We start from the raw sequence: 16,317 nt of genomic DNA on the forward strand, positions 1-16,317 counted from the left end.
CTTCCCATCCCCAGCACTATCTAAAGCATTTTTGATCATTTGCATTTCACATGCTAGTCGCGCAAGAATGCGTTTTATGCATTCATCGATCTAGACGATCGGACCCCGCGCACCCATGGAAATCCGTCAACTGGAAGCGTTTGCCGCTGTCATGTCGGCCGGGAGCGTCACGGCCGCCGGGCGTTTGCTCGGGCGCTCGCAACCCGCGGTAACCCGTTCGATCCAGGAACTCGAAGCCGAGATCGGCTACCCGCTGTTCCAGCGCTTCGGGCCGCGCGTCGCGCCCACACGCGAGGCGTCCGAGCTCTACCAGGACGTCGAACGCACGCTGGCAAGCCTGCGCCAGGTGAAATCGCGCGCCGAGCAGATCGCACGGCAAGCGCCCCCTCCGCTCACCATTGCCGCCACATCGGCGCTTGCCGCCGGACTCGTGCCTCGCGCGCTAGCTTTGCTCAACAAAGACCATCCGCTCGAATCCGTACACTTGCGCAGCGCCGCCCCCGAACAAGTCGTCGATGCCGTGCTCAATGGCATCGTCGATATGGGGGTCTCAAGCCTGCCGCTCGAACATCGCGGCGTGCTGGTTCACTGGATTGGCGAAGCTGCGTGCGTTGCGGCCGTGCATGCTGACGATCCGCTCGCAAAGTCGCCGCGCATCGCATTGAGCGATTTTGCCAACCGTCGGCTCGTCACCATGCAGAACCCCTACCGCTTGCGCCCACGGCTCGATTCGGCATTCGCGCAAGCGGGCGTGCGCACGGCGGGCGTGATCGAAACCAACTCGTCGCTGAACGCGCTCGGCGCAGTGCGTGCAGGGCTCGGGCTCGCCGTGCTGGAGCCGGTGACCGCACTTGGATTGCCCGTCGATGGCGTGGTGATCCGTCCGCTGGATATCCGCATCGCCTTCCTGTTCGGCGTCATCACGCCGGAGTTCCGGCCGCCCAGTGCAGCGGCCCTCGCCGCGGCGCAAGCACTGGCGCAAGCTGCCGCCGAGATCCTGCCCGACTTCGTCCTCCACGACGCAAACCAGCACGGCGCGATTCTTCAAGCGCTTTACGGCGAGCCCGACGACATCCTCAATCCGACCGAAGAGCCCGCCACGTGAACCTCGACAAAAACGCTTCAGCGACAACCCTTACTGGCCTCGCGGCGCTCGAAGCGCGCCTTGCGGAAGACCTGTCACTGCTCGAATTGCCCGCGCGCGAATGGGTGCCGGGCAAGACGCACAACGGCAGCGAAGTGCTGGACGTGGCGATTATCGGCGGTGGCATGGCGGGGCTGGCTGCATCGGCCGCACTGAAGTTGCTGGGCGTGCGAGCGCAAGTTTTTGACCGCTCGCCGCAGGGACTGGAAGGCCCGTGGGCCACGACCGCGCGCATGGAAACGCTACGCTCACCGAAGCAATTGACCGGTCCCGCTTTAGGCTTGCCCGCGCTGACGTTCCGCGCATGGTTCGAAGCGCAATTCGGCATTGATGCATGGCAAGCGCTCGATAAAATCGACCGCCTGCAATGGATGCAATATCTGGTCTGGTATCGCCGCGTGCTCGCACTCGATGTCCGCAACGGCCACACTATTGAAGCCGTGACGCCGCGCGCCGATGGTCTCGTCGTACTGAGCGTGCGGACGGCAGACCGACGCTTCGATGTCTATGCGCGACGTGTCGTGCTTGCTACCGGGCGTGACGGATTGGGTGGGCCGGCGTTGCCGGGGTTTATCGAAGGATTGCCGCGTGATCGTTGGGCGCATTCGTCCGATACCACCGACTACAGCACACTCGCCGGCAAGCGAGTGGCCGTGGTTGGCGGAGGTTCGTCGGCCATGGACAGCGCCGCCACGGCGCTCGAAGCGGGCGCGGCCAGTGTCGATTTGCTGATTAGACGAGCAGACCTCCCACGCGTGAACAAGGGTAAGGGGGCCGGCAATCCGGGACTGACGCATGGTCATCAAACCCTGCCCGATGAGTGGAAATGGAAAATCCGCCACTACATCAATACCGTTCAGGTTCCTCCGCCGCGTGGCAGTACGTTGCGGGTATCGCGTCATCCGAATGCGCGCTTTAATCTTGGATGCCCGGTGTTATCGGTTGAGAATACGGAGAATGGCCTCTCAATCCAGACACCCAAAGGCACCTTAGCGGCTGACTTTCTCGTGGTCTCCACCGGCTTCAAAGTCGACTGGTCCGCGCGTCCGGAATTCGCCGCGTTTGCTCCCTATATCCGCACATGGGCCGACCGCTACACGCCGCCGCCCGGCGATGAAGACATCGAATTATCCGACTCGCCCGATGTCGGACCCGGGTTTGAATTCCTCGAGAAGTCGCCGGGCGTTTGCCCCGGATTGTCGCGCATTCACTGTTTCTGCTATCCCGCGTCGCTCTCTCAAGGCGCCGTCTCGGGTGACATTCCCGCGATCAGCACAGGCGCGAAACGTCTTGCGCAGGGAATAGCAAGCTTGTTGTACAGCGAAGACGTGGAGCAGCATTACGCGGCACTGGAAGCGTACGCCGAGCCGGAACTTTACGGCGACGAATGGCAGCCGGCCGAAGCACCGCCCCAGTTTGCGGAGGACCAATGAGCGGCTGGCTCATTCGTCGAATCGCGCAGGCGGCATTCGTCGTGCTGCTGATGACGCTGATTGTGTTCATCGGTCTGCATGCGATCGGCAATCCGATTGATATTCTCATTGGACAGGACGTCGATCAGGTCGACCGCGCGCGCATCATTGCTCACCTGGGCCTCGATCAGCCGCTCTGGAAACAATATCTGGCGTTTCTTGCGGGCGCCATGCACGGCGATCTCGGCAACAGTTTCGTTTATAACGAACCCGCGATCCGCCTGATCCTGCAGCGTCTTCCAGCGACGTTGGAACTCGCTGTTTCGGCGTTGCTGCTCGCTTTGGTGATTGGTATTCCGCTAGGCTTGTTCGCGGGATTGCACCCACGCAATCCGCTCTCGAAGATGCTGATGACAGGCAGTATTGTCGGCTTCTCGCTGCCGACTTTCTGGGTGGGCCTGATGCTCATCATGTTGTTCAGCGTGAAGCTCGGCTGGCTGCCTGCCAGTGGACGCGGCGCGACCGCGAGTCTGTTCGGCGTGCAATGGTCGTGGCTCACGCTCGACGGCTTGCGTCACCTGATCCTGCCCGCGCTGAATCTCTCGCTCTTCAAGATATCGCTTGTATTGCGCCTGACGAGTGCGGGCGTGCGCGAAGTCATGCCGATGGAACACGTGCGTTTTGCCCGCGCCAAGGGCCTGTCGCCTACACGCGTGGTGCTCGTTCACATCCTGCGCAATACGCTGATTCCACTTGTCACGGTGATCGGCCTCGAGTTCGGTTCGACCATCGCGTTCGCAGTCGTGACCGAGACCGTGTTCTCGTGGCCGGGCGCCGGCAAGCTGATCCTCGACAGCATCAACGCGCTCGATCGTCCAGTGATCCTGTCGTACCTGATCGTGGTCGTCTGCATGTTCGTCTCGCTGAATCTGTTCGTCGATATCCTCTACAAGTTTCTCGATCCGCGCGTGCGGCTGGAGGGCACGCGATGAGCACGGCTCCGCTGGTTCCCAAAACGGAAACGCCCGTGCGCGGCGCGCTCAAACGCCGTCGGTCGCCGTGGCGTCAACTCATCGCTGACTTCGGACGTTCTCCCGTCGCAATGGCGGCGTTGATCGTCGCGATACTGCTGGTGCTCGCGGCCATTTTTGCGCCGCTGATCACGCCGCAGAATCCTTACGACCTCTTGCAACTCGATGTCCTCGATGCCCGACTTCCCCCCGGTTCGATGAACGGCGCCGGCACGCACGCGTACTGGCTCGGCACCGACGGCCAGGGCCGCGACCTGTATTCCGCCATGCTCTACGGTCTGCGCCTGAGCTTATCCGTGGGCCTCGGCTCGGCGGTGATAGCGGGGGTAGTAGGCACCGTGTTCGGCCTCATCGCGGCTTACGCCGGCGGCAAGGTCGACAGCCTCATCATGCGGCTCGTGGACTTGCTGCTGGCTTTCCCATCCATCCTCGTCGCCATGATGCTGCTCGCGTTCCTCGGCAAGAGCGTGACGAATGTCGTGCTCACGCTGGTGCTGATCGAGTGGGCGTATTACGCACGCACTGCGCGAGCGCAAGCACTGGTCGAAGCACGGCGCGAATATGTTGAAGCCGCGCGTAGTCTCGCGATTCCGAACTGGCGCATCGTGCTCGTTCATATCCTGCCGAATTGCCTGCCGCCGTTGATCGTGGTCGGCACGCTGCAGGTCGCGCGTGCGATCACCCTGGAAGCAACGCTGTCGTTCCTCGGCCTTGGCGTGCCAATCACCGAACCTTCGCTCGGGCTGCTAATTGCCAACGGTTACCAGACCATGCTCTCGGGCGAATACTGGACCAGCGTGTATCCGGGACTCGCGCTGCTGGCCATGCTGGTATCGATCAACATGGTGGGCGACCGTCTGCGTGAATTGCTCAATCCGAGGTTCGTGAAATGAGCGACGCTGCCCTTCATGATTTTCATACCGCGGATAACACGCTCGAAGTCCGCCATCTGCGAACCCGCTTCTTCACGCGCGAAGGCGAATTGCCGGCTGTTGAGGACGTTTCGCTCACGCTCGCGCGCGGTCGCGTGCTGGGTCTCGTCGGCGAATCGGGATCGGGGAAATCGGTGACGGGTTTCTCGATCATGGGACTCATCGACGCCCCCGGCCGCGTGGTCGGTGGCGAGATATTGTTCAAGGGCAAGAACCTTGTCGGCTTGCCCGAAGCGGACATGCGGCGCCTGCGCGGCAGCCGCATTGCGATGGTGTTCCAGGACCCCATGTCCACGCTGAATCCCGTGCAGCGCGTGGATGCGCAGATGATCGAAGCGGTGCGAGCGCATCGCGATGTAAGCCGAAGCGCCGCGCGAGAACAGGCGAGCGAAGCGCTGGCGGCCATGGGTATTGCCAGTCCCGACGAACGCCTGCGTGCGTATCCGCATCAGTTGTCGGGCGGCATGCGTCAGCGTGTGGCAATCGCGATTGCGATGCTGCACAAGCCGGACCTCATCATTGCCGATGAACCCACGACCGCGCTCGATGTCACCATCCAGGCGCAGATTTTGTCCGAGGTGCAGACGCTCGTGCGCACGCAAGGCACGTCGCTGATCTGGATCACGCACGACTTGTCCGTGGTCGCAGGTCTCGCCGATGACATCGCCGTGATGTATGCGGGCCGCATCGTTGAGCAGGGCACCGTTGACGCGGTGCTCGACCATCCGCAGCATCCGTACACTGCCGGTCTGATCGACAGCTTGCCGAGTCTCAACACGCGCGGCAAACGGCTCACGCAGATTGCGGGCATCACACCTGATCTGCGCTCATTGCCGCCGGGCTGTGCATTCGCCGCGCGCTGCACGCGGGCCACGGCGGTCTGCTCGACACCTCCGGTACTTGGACCGTCGCCTGCCGCGCAAGCGTCCGAACATGGCACGCATCTCGTGCGCTGCTTTCATCCCGGCAGGCGTTCCGATGTCCGCGTGGAGACCACGACATGAGCGAGATCAAAGCACGCGCGCTCATTGAACTGCGCGACGTCAGCCAGCGCTTTGGCGAACGCGATGAGAACGCCGCGACACGCTGGCTGCGCGAGCGAAACATACTCGCGGCGCAAGCGGTGACGCGAGCCGTCGACCATGTCGATCTTGCGATCACACCGGGCGAAGTGGTCGGTCTGGTCGGTGAATCCGGCTGCGGGAAATCGACGCTCGGCCGCATTGTCTCGGGCCTCATTGCGCCAACAGAAGGCGATGTGCTCGTGGATGGACAAGACCGCGCGGCCATGTCGCCAACCGAATCGCGCGCCGCGCGGCTGGCGATCCAGTTGATCTTCCAGGACCCGTATTTGAGCCTGAATCCGCGACGGCGTATTCGCGATATCGTGGGAGAAGCACCGCTCATTCACGGCATGGCCGACCGCGTCGATCTGGACGACTACGTAGCGGCGCAGTTAAAACGCGCAGGCCTCGATCCGTCGCTTGCCGACCGATATCCGCATGAGTTCAGCGGCGGTCAGCGGCAACGCATTGGCATTGCGCGAGCGCTCGCGGTCAACCCGTCCATGCTCGTCTGTGACGAAGCGGTCGCCGCGCTGGATGTATCGATACAAGCGCAGATCCTGAATCTCTTCATGGACCTGCGCGAGCAGCTCAATCTTACGTACCTGTTCATCAGTCACGACCTGGGCGTGGTCGAGCAGTTGTCGGATCGCGTGGTGATCATGTACCTCGGGCGCGTGGTGGAAAGCGCACCCGTGGAAGAAATATTCCGTCATCCGAATCATCCTTATACGCAGACCCTGCTGGCGGAGATTCCACGTATAGATGCACGAAAAAAGCACTTCACCGCGATTCGCGGCGAGATGCCAAGCCCGCTCGCTCCGCCATCGGGCTGCCATTTTCATCCACGCTGTCCGCACGCGACGCCGCGTTGCAAGACCGAAGTGCCGCAGTTGCGCGGCATCGCTATCAAGCATGTCAGCGCGTGCCATCTTAACGACGCCCGCTAAATTTCAAAACACACCTAAGAAAAAGGAATTGCATCGTGAACCGCTTGATCCTTTCCACGCTGGCCGCCACGCTCGCCAGCGCCGCATTGTTCAGCACGGGCGCGTCGGCGCAGACGCTCAACGTTGCGTTCGCCGATCCGCTCTCGTCGCTCGATCCGCAACTGAACAACTATGCGGGCGACCGCTCCGTCGACCTGCACTTCTGGGATCTGCTGGTCGAGAATCACAACAACGTGCTCGCGCCCGGCCTTGCGACAAGCTGGAAATCGACCGGCAACGACACATGGGAATTCAAGCTGCGCCATGATGTCAAGTGGCAGGACGGTACGCCATTCACTGCGGACGACGTGATCTTTTCGTATCAGCGAGCCCGCAATGTGCCGGGGACGATCGCCACGTTCGCGGGATATCTGCGAACCATCGCGTCCGTTACTGCACCCGATCCATACACGCTCATCATCAAGACCAGTTCGCCGACGCCGGACCTGCCGCTGAACCTGACATCGGTTCATATTGTGAGTAAACATATAGGCGAAAAGTCGACGACGGAGGACTACAATTCCGGCCGCGCAATGATCGGCTCAGGGCCCTACAAGTTCGTTTCGTATACGCCCGGAGATCGCGTAGTGATGGCGCGTAACGATGCTTATTGGGGCGTCAAGCCGATCTGGGACAAGGTGAACTACCGCTACGTAAGCAACGCCGCAGCTCGCACGGCGGCCCTGCTGTCGGGTGACGTAGATATGATCGACAAGGTCTCCGTCTCCGACCTGCCGCGTCTCAAACAGTCGCCAAAGGTATCCGTGTTCGCCTATCCGGGCTTGCGTGTGTTGATACTGCAACCGAGTTTCCGTGAAGGACCGAGCTCGTACATTACGGACAATGCCGGTAAGCCATTAGCCAAGAACCCGCTGCTCGATGTGCGCGTGCGCCGCGCGTTGTCGCTCGCAATCAATCGCCCTGCCATCACCGACCGCATCCTTCAAGGCGCGGCAACGGTCGCCAACCAGTGGATGCCGGCCAAGACCTTCGGCTATAACCCGGACGTGAAGGACATTCCCAACGACCCGGCCCAGGCAAAGAAACTGTTGGCCGAAGCGGGCTTTCCGGATGGCTTCCAACTGACGCTCAGCGTGCCTAACGATCGTTATCCGCAAGCACCTGAAACAGCACAGGCCGTGGCGCAATTCTGGACGCGCATTGGCGTGAAGACGAAAGTCGAAGTGATGCCGTGGGCCAGTTACGCCAGCCGCGCGAACAAGAACGAGTTTGCGATGAGCATGATTGCCTGGGGCAACGGCACGGGCGAAGCGAGCTACGCGCTCGTCAACATTCTGGGCACCGTCGATGCGAAAAAGGGCATTGGTTCATCGAACTGGGGCCGCTATAGCAGCCCGGCCGTTGACCACGCTCTCGACGCTGCCACCGCCGAGTTCGATGCCACCAAACGCGAAGCCATCTTGCGTCAGTCGGTGAAGGTCGTGAGTGACGACGTGGGCATCATTCCGCTCTTTCACTACGAGAACATCTGGGCCGCGAAGAAAGGCCTGAATGTGACGCCGATAGTAAGCGACCGGACGACCGCGATGATGGTTACGCGCAGCGGCAATTGAGGCCGACATGATCGATATCACGGCGACACCCGGCGATGATCTGATCGATATCGCCCGGCGCATTGCAGTGAGCGGCGCGCGCGCAGGCTCATTGCTGACGCTTCGCACACAGACCGTGCGCGGCGCAGGCGCGGTCTGGACCAGCCGCGCGATCTTTCGAGCGGATGACCACGGCGTCATCGACCTTGCCCGGGATGCGCCGGTTGAAGGCGACTACAGCGGTGTATCGGCGATGGGGCTCATCTGGTCGCAGGTTCCGGTCGTTGCAGGCAACCGCGAGGTGTTTCCCGCCGATGTCTCGGACGCGTTATCGACCTGCATCGAAGTGATCGATGAACGCGGACAGGTGTTGAGCGCGACGCTGCTCATCCAGCGGCTGATGGCGCCCGGTGTGGAACGGCGCGACATGCGCGTTGACGGCTGTGTGGGCACGGTGTTCCTGCCGGCAACACCTGGGCCTCATCCCGCGGTGCTCGTGCTGAACGGATCGGGTGGTGGCATCAATGAACCGCGCGGCGCGCTTTACGCATCGCGCGGATACGCGGCCCTCGCACTCGGTTACTTCAAGACGCCTGGGCTGTCCGACTACATCTCCAATACGCCACTCGAATACTTTCGCCGCGCGCTCGACTGGATCGCGCGCGAGTTGCAACCGGCCTCTGGCTTCATTGCAGTGAGCGGGCAATCGCGCGGTGGTGAACTCGCGTTACTGCTCGGCGCGACGTATCCGGATCGTGTCAAGGCAGTGATTGGCTATGTGCCCGGCGCGGTCATTCATAGCGCGCAGAACGCCGCCGATCCCGCAACCGGTCGCGAGGGTCCGACCTGGCTGCTCGACGGCAAGCCCCTGCCGCACTTGTGGGAAAACAACCGCACGGCCAGCTGGAAACCTTTCGACGATGGCCCGCCGCCGCATCGCCACGAACGCGCAATCCGGACGGCATTACTCGACCACGAAGCGGTGGAGCGGGCGCGGATTCACGTCGAAAAGACCGATGGCCCGGTGTTGCTGCTCTCCGCTACCGACGACGGTTCGTGGCCCTCCTCCGACTATTCACGCATGGTCGTGGATCGGCTCGAACGGGAGAAGCATGCGTACCCGGTGCGTCATCTCGACTTCGATAACGCCGGCCACGCAATCGTTTTTCCGTACGTGCCGACCACGCAACTTGTCTATGCGCATCCCGTGTCCGGACGCATCAGCACGGGCGGCGGCGAGCCGGCGGCGAACGCACGCGCCGATGAATCATCGTGGCGCGAAGTGCTGGCTTTTCTCGGCGCAGCCGTCAATTCTCGCGCATCACAAGGCGCCCACAATTCTTTGAGGCAGGAGCAACCATGACAGACACCTACGACCTCAGCACCGATATTGTCGACCGGATTGCGGGCCTCACACCCGGATCAGCGGCTTACCTAACGCGACATAAACGCGACAAGGTCGCCGCCGCCACGCAGCGCAGCTCCGACGCTTTATTCGATCCCGCGCTGCCGGATCTGTCGCTGAGTGACCGCTTGCTTGTGGCGTTATATGCGTGCACGTTGTCGAATGCCCCCGCGTTAGCGACACATTATGCGGAACGGCTTGCTTCGATCAACGCGGACCGCGCCGTGATCGATCAGATCGCACAAGGATCGATCGACGCTCAAGAACCTCGCTTGCGCGCGATGCTCATCTTCACGCGCACGCTGATCCAGTCACCCATAGACGGCGATAAAACCGCGCTCGAACAATTGCCCGCCACCGGCATTCCGACACCCGCCGTGGTCGCGCTTGCGCAGCTAATCGCCTTTCTCTCATATCAGATTCGCCTGACGGCCGGTTTGCGCGCGCTGCAGGTCTTGAAAGCAACGGAGGCAGCATGAGCCGGTTAATTGAAGCGCAGGGCTTCACCAATCGCGTGCTGGGATGGGACGCATGGCTGGACGTCGTAGAACTCGCCGATGCCTCCCCCGAGCAGATCACCGTGCTGGAAGAAAGTCATCCGAAGGCGAAGGAATCCGACTATTACCTGTTCCTCGTGCATCAGCCGGAAATCCTGCGTCAGCGCTCGGCGGCCTTCAACGCCATCATGTATGCACCGGGCGGCTTGCCGCGTGCGGAGCGCGAGTTAGCATCAACAGTTGTTTCGCGGGTCAATGGCTGTGTGTATTGCGCGTCCGTGCATGCGCAGCGTTTTGAGCAACTGGCGAAACGCGACGATGTGATTGAACAGGTTTTTAACGACCCGGCAACCGCTGGAACGTCGCCACGCGAGAAGGCGATCGTGCTGGCGTCCATCGACCTGACGCTGACGCCGGGTCAGGTTGAACCTGCACAGTTGCGGGCGCTGCGAGAGGTTGGTTTGAGCGACGACGAGATCCTCGACCTGATTCATTCCATCGCCATTTTCGCGTGGGCCAACCGCCTGATGCTCAACCTCGGCGAACCGGTTGGATGAACGGACCGGGTTTGACTGACTCCTCTGAATTGACGGCAGTGATCCTGGTATTCGACGCACCGGGATTTCTGCTGGGGTATCCTGCGGATATTCGTTAAGGCATAGACCTTGCTCTGTTTGAGCACTGTCTGCCCACGGCTTGGTGTCATTCCTAAAAGTGTGAGGCTTTTCCCACGGGGTCTCATGAAACAACATCGTCCGCATCCGCCGCGTCTTCTGCACGACCACTCTCATGTGGCCTGGCGTGACCTCTCGCTGACGTCCGCACCCTTCGCGTTATTTTTCATTGTCCTGATCGGCTTGATCGTGTGGCTGGCCGACCCGGCTCCTCCCAGAACCATCACGATCAGCGCGGGTCCTGAAGACAGCGCGCTCCTGCATACCGCCGACGAGTACAAGAAGATCCTGGCCCGCAATGGCGTGACCCTCAAAGTGCTTCAATCGGATGGATCGGTGCAGAACCTGCAACGACTGATGGACCCCAAGAGCCATGTCGATCTTGCGCTGGTTCAGGGCGGTGTATCGGATGCGGCGGCCAGGTCATCGCTTATGTCGCTTGGTAGCGTCTTTTACGTTCCTCTCGTGGTGTTTTATCGTGGCAAGGGGCTGACGCAGTTGTCGGACCTGGAGGGCAAGAGAATCGCGATAGGCCGCGAAGGCAGTGGCACCCGCCGGTTGTCGCTCAGCCTGCTCGAGGCCAACGGCATAGCCCCGGGCGGCGACACTCAACTCGTACCGCTCGACGGCATGGACGCGGCCAAGCAACTGGTGAGCGGCAACGTTGATGCTGCCATGCTCAACGGCGATTCGACCACGCGCGGATTGATGCTGAGGCTGCTGGGCATCCCGGGAATCTCCGTGATGGATTTCGCGGAAGCAAGCGCTTACACGCGGCTCTTTCCGTCTCTGGACGAAATCGACCTGCCGACCGGCGTGCTCGATCTCCGGCGCAAGATACCTCCGCAGACCTTGCATCTGATCGGCCCGACCGTCGAAATCCTCGCACGGCAAAACCTGCACCCGGCCATATCGGATCTGATCATCGAAGCGGCCCAGGAAGTCCACGGGATGCCGGGGCTGCTGCAAAACGCCGGGCAATTTCCCAGTCCGATTGCCCGCGAATACCCCATCAGCGAAGAGGCCACGCGCTACTACAAGTCGGGCAAGAGTTTCCTCTATCGCGTGCTGCCCTTCTGGCTCGCCAGCATTGCAGACCGGATACTGGTTCTGCTGCTGCCCGTCGCCGTGTTGCTGATTCCGGTCTTGCGGCTGATCCCTGCACTGTATGCGTGGCGCGTGAGATCGCGGATCTATCGGTATTACGGTGCGCTGATCGCCATCGAGCGCAGCGTGCTGGACAGCTCGACGGAGGAGGAGCGAAACGCGCTCGTGGCCGAACTCGATCAGATCGAAGAGTCTCTTAATACCGTGCGGATGCCACTCGCGCATGCCGATGCTTTTTACGTCCTTCGCGAACACATCGGGTTCGTGCGCGCGCATTTGAGCGAGGCGTCGCGTCAGAAAGCGCACGCGTAGGGTACGGGTTTCATTCCCGCAAAGGATGAGCAGCGGCCTCAGTCCGAGAACCGTCGGAGAACGAAGCACCCGCCCTAATACACAATTTCGGATTTAGAAATAGCGAATCGATATTGGCGCATGTCGCCCATGCCTGCCAATAATCCGATCGTGGAACTCCATGCATTGCGGTGCACGCAACAGCATGGGGCCGTTGCGGCCGTGCCCAAAACAGGCGCTCCCCACGAACCACGCAAACATCTTCAGTCTCCATGCCGGTGGACGTAGCGAGCGCCGTCCGTGCTCGCGCGCACCTGCTTCATAACAATGTCGGGGCGACCATGAGCGATACATCCACCACACCACCTGCTTACGAAGCCGAACACCGCCCCGACCGGTCCAGCAGCGGTCCCTTTAAGACTGAAGATTGGTGGGCCGTCTGGATCGGTCTGGCGATCATCGTGATCGCGTACTTACTGTTTGCTTCGGGCACGAGCATCAAGTGGCTGGCAGTCGCCCCCGCCAAGTAGTCGAGCGTCTCCCAGGCCGCGAGGGACCTGGGACATCACCTCTCGAACTACATCGCACTCTTTATCGTCTTTGCCGTTCTGTTCGGCGTCGCAGTGGCCGCACTCGGGCAGCGGATAGCACTGTTCCTGCCGGGCTTTCTTGTAGTGTTCGTGGTGTCGACACTGATCTTTATCGCCGGCGCCTGGACCAGTTCATCGACATACAACCTCGAGCCGCCGTTGATCGCCCTCGCGCTCGGCTTGATTGTCTCGAACCTGACGCGGCTTCCTGCATGGCTTGTGCCTGCGTTGCGGGTCGAGTTTTATATCAAGGTGGGTATCGTGCTGCTCGGCGCAACGCTGCCCTTCACGCTGCTCGTGTGGGCGGGTCCTGTTGCGGTCGGGCAGGCGACCGTTGTGTCGCTGGTCACCTTCTTCGTGATCTTCCTGGTCGGCCGTGCGCTCGGACTGGACAAGCGTTTTGCTGCCGTGCTCGGCGTGGGCGGTGCGGTGTGCGGCGTGTCGGCTGCCATCGCCATTGCGGGCGCAGTGCGAGCGAAGCGCGAACAAGCGTCGGTGGCCATCACGCTTGTGGTGGTCTGGGCCATCGTGATGGTGTTCGCGTTGCCATTCGTGTCGCGTGCGCTCGGATTGCCGACGGGTGTGGCCGGTGCGTGGATCGGGACATCGGAATTCGCAGATGCCGCCGGCATTGCCGCCGCACAGGCATACGGCGATCTGGCGAAGCATGCCGGCAGCGTGATCGCCGGTGCACCCGAGGCGTCGCTGCAAGCGTTCACGCTGATGAAGGTCGTCGGGCGCGACATCTGGATCGGCATCTGGGCATTCGTGCTCGCGATTGTCGCTACAACGCGCTGGGATCGCGACGAACCCGGCGCCGTGAAAACGCAGACGACCGCGCGCGAAATCTGGACGCGTTTTCCGAAGTTCGTGATCGGCTTCCTGATTGCTTCGGCGCTGGTTACGTGGATCGGCAGCCATTACACGCTGACCGAATACCGTAGCGTGGTGACGCCAGCCTTCGTCGCACCGATCACCGCCTTGCGCACGTGGGCGTTCACCTTCTGCTTCTTGAGCATCGGCTTGACCACACGACTCGGTAGTTTGTCCGCGACGGGCGCGAAGCCTTTCATTGCTTTCACGGCGGGCGTTGCTGTGAACGTGGTGATTGGCTACCTCCTCTCAGTGCATGTGTTCGGCGCGTACTGGGCCTCGCTTGGACAATGAACATGAACCATGCCGTCAAGCGTGATGACGCTGTTGCGAACCGCGCAGTGTGCGCGGCTTGCCGGCATTGCGAACAAGACCGTCATGTACTCGAAGCGATGATTCCCGGACTGACTTCGTTCAGTTCGGGATTCGGCGCAAGCGTGGGGGAGACGCGTCTTTGCCGACGCCACGATCAGTTGATATCGCCGGGCGATTCGTGCGTTGAATTCGAGGCAACTGCTTCGTAGCAGCGCATCAGGCGGCTTCAGGTCAGCGTATCTAGCGCCGCCGCTGTGAATGGCCGAAGCTCACTTGAGCGCTCTTCCCCGATCTTTGCCAGCCACTGATCCGGAAAAATTCGAATGGCATCTGGCATCATCAGCATACCTGATTAAATTCAAAGGCTAATTTCCTATTGGATCGATCAGGAAAAGACCGGTCGCTTTTATGACGCCAGCGTAGGTTCAGTACCGGTTTTCTGAATACGCCAACGATGCGGCGTGACACCTTCCCACTGATTGAAACTACGAGAAAAGGAATTCAACTCCTCGAAGCCCAGGAACCAAGCTATCTCGCCAAGATCCAGGTTGGTATTCGCCAGCAATCGATGAGCGACGCGCTGCCTCACCGCGTCAAGCCGTTCCTGATAGTAGGTTCCATTCTGAGCGAGTCGCCGCTGCAGCGTTCGCGGACTGACGGCGAGTTCCGCCGCAAGCGTTTCAACGCTTGGCCGCTGTCCACGCATTCCGCGAAGAAGCGCCGCGTCGACTTGTCCATCGAACGATTCGTGCTTTGAGATAGACGCAAGCTCCGCATCCAGTCCAGGCACTAGTTCATGAACCAGGCTCTCGTCATGCGTGATGAATGGCGTCTTCATATCGGTCGATGAAAAGACGAGCGCATCTGTCGGTGCATCGAATCTTATGTCGCATTTGAAATGACGTGCAAGGCGCTTTTGCCCCTTCGTTCGACGGGCCAGCTCTATGCGCTTCGGCGTAATCGCCCCACCGGAAGCCCGTCCTGCCAACTTGACGGTGGATGCAAAAATAGCGTCAACAAGCAGATCCGGTGCAGATGCATCCGCAAGAAGCCAGTGAAACGTAACGGCAGCTTCGCCCTCAGTCACGTCCACCCGGACATCCTCCGGGCAGGTGAGACGCTTGTAACGGGAGAGTTTCCTGAACGCATCCGATAGGTCCCGCGAATGCAGCGCGCACAGGGACGCCAAATCGAGTTTGCCTTCAAACGCCTCACTGCCAATGCGAATACCAATCTCCTCGTCCGCACTCACCTCTCCGATTGCCGCCCATACCGCGAAAAAATGCTGTGTATCGAGGTGAAGAACCGCAACCGACGACGTCGGCTGTGGCACGCGGGCTATCTCGAGCACACGGGCAACATCGATCCCAAGGGCGTCAAGGCGGGCCAGAAGCGCTACGCTAAGCGGCACTGTGTCGGACTGAACGCGCACATTGGGTTTCGTCGCCATTTACGCCGCCCGCTCCTGAGTTAAGCCAATCTTTTTCAACAACGAAACGAGCGCCTCGATGTCCGCGTCGTCCGCATCGGTTGACAGACTTAAGTCCTTCCACTGCGCGTCACCCGCAGCTTGAGCCTTATTGACCATGCTGGCAATCATCACTGCATCTGTTCCCAACAGCAGCCGCAGCGGGGGTGTTTCAAGACCCGCGATCTTCAAGATTGCAAGCGCGGCCTTCTTCGGGTCGCCGATTGGCTTGACGAGTTCACGAAACGCCAGGAAGGCACCAATGGATTCACGATAAGCCTCTCCTGGCTGGACCACCGACATCGACGAGCCGGCCCAGTCCGTACGGAAGCCACCAGGTTCAACGATCGTGACCTTGATCCCAAGCGGTCCGACTTCTTTTGCGAGGACTTCGGAATATCCCTCCACTGCCCACTTTGCAGACTGATAAGCGGCAAGACCGGGTGAACCAGCACGACCGCCAATAGAGGAAATCTGCAGGATGTGGCCCGCTCCCTGGCCGCGCATGACAGGGATAGCAGCGCGTGTGACATTCGCCACGCCAAAGAAGTTCGTCTCGATCTGCGCACGGAAGTCATCGTCATCGCCCTCCTCGATCGAAGCGACATTCCCGTAACCGGCGTTGTTGACCAGCACATCGAGCTGCCCGAAAGCATCGACCGCCTCCTTGATTGCTGCCCGGGCCGATACCGGATCGGTTACATCTAACGATACTGCCCGCACCTTGTCGCCGTATTGTTCGACAAGCGGTGCGAGATCTGCCGGATTCCGTGCGGTCGCAACGAGACGATGTCCAGCGGCAAGCACCGCTTCCGCCAATGCACGGCCGAGGCCACGTGAACTTCCTGTGATGAGCCAGACTGAAGACATGCGATGAACTCCTGTGAGATGAACCTTGCAGCCGAAGTGGATGCGATGGACAAATCTTAGGAGCGTTGCGAGCAGATCTCTAATCCGATTGTGCCAACTTTG

Annotated in this window: 12 protein-coding genes and 2 pseudogenes; 12 read left to right on the forward strand and 2 right to left on the reverse strand. The window is 60.9% G+C overall.

What is annotated here, in order from left to right:
* The first annotated feature begins 115 nt into the window (after positions 1 to 115).
* From ACSQ83_RS26595 to ACSQ83_RS26650, 12 genes and pseudogenes are all read left to right on the forward strand, one after another.
* Complete coding sequence (locus tag ACSQ83_RS26595) at positions 116 to 1,105, forward strand: LysR family transcriptional regulator (protein ID WP_436230209.1); 990 nt, start codon at positions 116 to 118, stop codon at positions 1,103 to 1,105.
* Positions 1,102 to 2,577 (forward strand): NAD(P)-binding domain-containing protein, encoded by a 1,476-nt coding sequence (locus ACSQ83_RS26600; RefSeq protein ID WP_436230210.1) that lies wholly within the window; start codon positions 1,102 to 1,104, stop codon positions 2,575 to 2,577. The genes ACSQ83_RS26595 and ACSQ83_RS26600 overlap by 4 nt, the downstream gene beginning before the upstream one ends.
* Complete coding sequence (locus ACSQ83_RS26605; RefSeq protein ID WP_436230211.1) at positions 2,574 to 3,548, forward strand: ABC transporter permease; 975 nt, start codon at positions 2,574 to 2,576, stop codon at positions 3,546 to 3,548. The genes ACSQ83_RS26600 and ACSQ83_RS26605 overlap by 4 nt, the downstream gene beginning before the upstream one ends.
* The gene (locus ACSQ83_RS26610) at positions 3,545 to 4,480 is read left to right on the forward strand and encodes an ABC transporter permease (RefSeq protein ID WP_436230212.1); all 936 of its coding nucleotides are present in this window, start codon (positions 3,545 to 3,547) and stop codon (positions 4,478 to 4,480) included. Before ACSQ83_RS26605 ends, ACSQ83_RS26610 begins: the two co-directional genes overlap by 4 nt.
* Positions 4,477 to 5,523 carry an ABC transporter ATP-binding protein gene (locus ACSQ83_RS26615; protein ID WP_436230213.1) on the forward strand — a complete coding sequence of 349 codons (1,047 nt, stop codon included), beginning with the start codon at positions 4,477 to 4,479 and terminating at the stop codon, positions 5,521 to 5,523. The genes ACSQ83_RS26610 and ACSQ83_RS26615 overlap by 4 nt, the downstream gene beginning before the upstream one ends.
* Positions 5,520 to 6,533, forward strand: coding sequence for an ABC transporter ATP-binding protein (locus ACSQ83_RS26620; RefSeq protein WP_436230214.1), 1,014 nt, complete (start codon positions 5,520 to 5,522; stop codon positions 6,531 to 6,533). The genes ACSQ83_RS26615 and ACSQ83_RS26620 overlap by 4 nt, the downstream gene beginning before the upstream one ends.
* Positions 6,534 to 6,568: 35 nt before the next feature.
* On the forward strand, positions 6,569 to 8,146 hold the full coding sequence (locus tag ACSQ83_RS26625; RefSeq protein ID WP_436230215.1) for an ABC transporter substrate-binding protein: 1,578 nt from the start codon (positions 6,569 to 6,571) through the stop codon (positions 8,144 to 8,146).
* Between the two features lie 7 nt (positions 8,147 to 8,153).
* A pseudogene (locus ACSQ83_RS26630) lies at positions 8,154 to 10,009 on the forward strand (acyl-CoA thioester hydrolase/BAAT C-terminal domain-containing protein).
* A complete protein-coding gene (locus tag ACSQ83_RS26635; RefSeq protein ID WP_436230216.1) occupies positions 10,006 to 10,584 on the forward strand; it encodes a peroxidase-related enzyme in 579 nt (192 codons plus the stop codon). Before ACSQ83_RS26630 ends, ACSQ83_RS26635 begins: the two are co-directional and overlap by 4 nt.
* 183 nt (positions 10,585 to 10,767) lie before the next feature.
* Positions 10,768 to 12,120, forward strand: coding sequence for a TAXI family TRAP transporter solute-binding subunit (locus ACSQ83_RS26640; protein ID WP_414950459.1), 1,353 nt, complete (start codon positions 10,768 to 10,770; stop codon positions 12,118 to 12,120).
* Between the two features lie 320 nt (positions 12,121 to 12,440).
* Positions 12,441 to 13,856 (forward strand): annotated as a pseudogene (locus ACSQ83_RS26645) (YeiH family protein).
* Positions 13,857 to 13,858: 2 nt separating this feature from the next.
* The gene (locus ACSQ83_RS26650; RefSeq protein ID WP_436230217.1) at positions 13,859 to 14,086 is read left to right on the forward strand and encodes a hypothetical protein; all 228 of its coding nucleotides are present in this window, start codon (positions 13,859 to 13,861) and stop codon (positions 14,084 to 14,086) included.
* A gap of 197 nt (positions 14,087 to 14,283) precedes the next feature.
* On the opposite strand, the gene ACSQ83_RS26655 is transcribed toward ACSQ83_RS26650, so the two are convergent.
* Positions 14,284 to 15,327, reverse strand: coding sequence for an AraC family transcriptional regulator ligand-binding domain-containing protein (locus ACSQ83_RS26655; protein ID WP_436230218.1), 1,044 nt, complete (start codon positions 15,325 to 15,327; stop codon positions 14,284 to 14,286).
* The gene (locus ACSQ83_RS26660; RefSeq protein WP_436230219.1) at positions 15,328 to 16,215 is read right to left on the reverse strand and encodes an oxidoreductase; all 888 of its coding nucleotides are present in this window, start codon (positions 16,213 to 16,215) and stop codon (positions 15,328 to 15,330) included.
* Positions 16,216 to 16,317: the final 102 nt, after the last annotated feature.

This window comes from Caballeronia sp. LjRoot29 (assembly GCF_964252755.1).
Taxonomy (GTDB): Bacteria; Pseudomonadota; Gammaproteobacteria; order Burkholderiales; family Burkholderiaceae; genus Caballeronia.